Annotated in this window: 1 pseudogene; it reads right to left on the bottom strand. The window is 58.2% G+C overall.

What is annotated here, in order from left to right:
- Nucleotides 1–830, bottom strand: a pseudogene (locus tag AC1DJO_RS29835) (IS3 family transposase); the annotation flags it as partial.
- Between the last annotated feature and the right edge of the window lie 74 nt (nt 831–904).

Raw genomic sequence — 904 nt, 5'->3', positions numbered from 1 at the left:
GGCGACGGCTGCCCATGAGATAATTTCCCGGTCAAACGCATCGATAATGAACGCGAGACGAACCACCTCGCCATTCCAGCAAGTGAACTCAAGCCCGTCCGAGCACCAGCGGAGATTAGACCGCATCACCATGACCTTGCCGTCGTGGGCACGGCCTATTCGCACCGCCGTGTGTTTCTCAAGGATCATAGCGTGATTGGCCATGATGCGATGAACTCGCTTGCGGTTGACGACGGGCAGATCGGCGGCTCGCCGCTGCCTGTTGAGAAGGGCAGCGATCCGCCGATAGCCRTAGGTYGGCCGAGCATCCACRAGTYTRCGAATGGCAGGCAGCAGYTCGGCATCRTCCGYTTTGAGATAYGRYCCACGCSGCTTRGACTTGCCTTTMAGRCGCTCCACGAGATTGGACCTCGATACGCCAAGGACGTCAGCCACGGTCTTCATCGGGAACCGTCCTTCGGCAACAAGATCGGCCGCGATATCGGTTTTTTTGAGTGGGCTTTGGAAAGAGCTTCGCGGAGAATCTCGTTCTCCAACGTCTTGCGCCCGAGGATGCGCTCAAGCTCGCGCACTCGATCTTCCAGCTTCTTCACCTCGGAATTGCCGATCACTGGCTCGTCAGAATCCACGGCCACCGCACCTCCCTCGCTAAGGAGCCTACGCCAGCGATACAGAAGATTTGGCGCAACTCCATGTCGCCGCGCCGCGGAGGAAACGGTCTCCCCGGCGGCATAGCTTTCCTCGATGATCTGCAGTTTGCGCTCCGTTGTCCAGCGTCGCCGCCGGACGTCACCGATCATCAGATCAACCTGTCGAAACTCGTTAGACATAAGCTTATCCTCAAGCCTGTGCTTGAGCCTTCCTGCTTATGCTGAGTGTCCGGTCGAAAGTGGGGGCAGTTCAA

The organism is Rhizobium sp. 05N430, assembly GCF_056396985.1.
The sequence above is the reverse complement of the archived record's forward strand: the minus strand, read 5'-3'. Positions and strand labels throughout refer to the sequence as shown.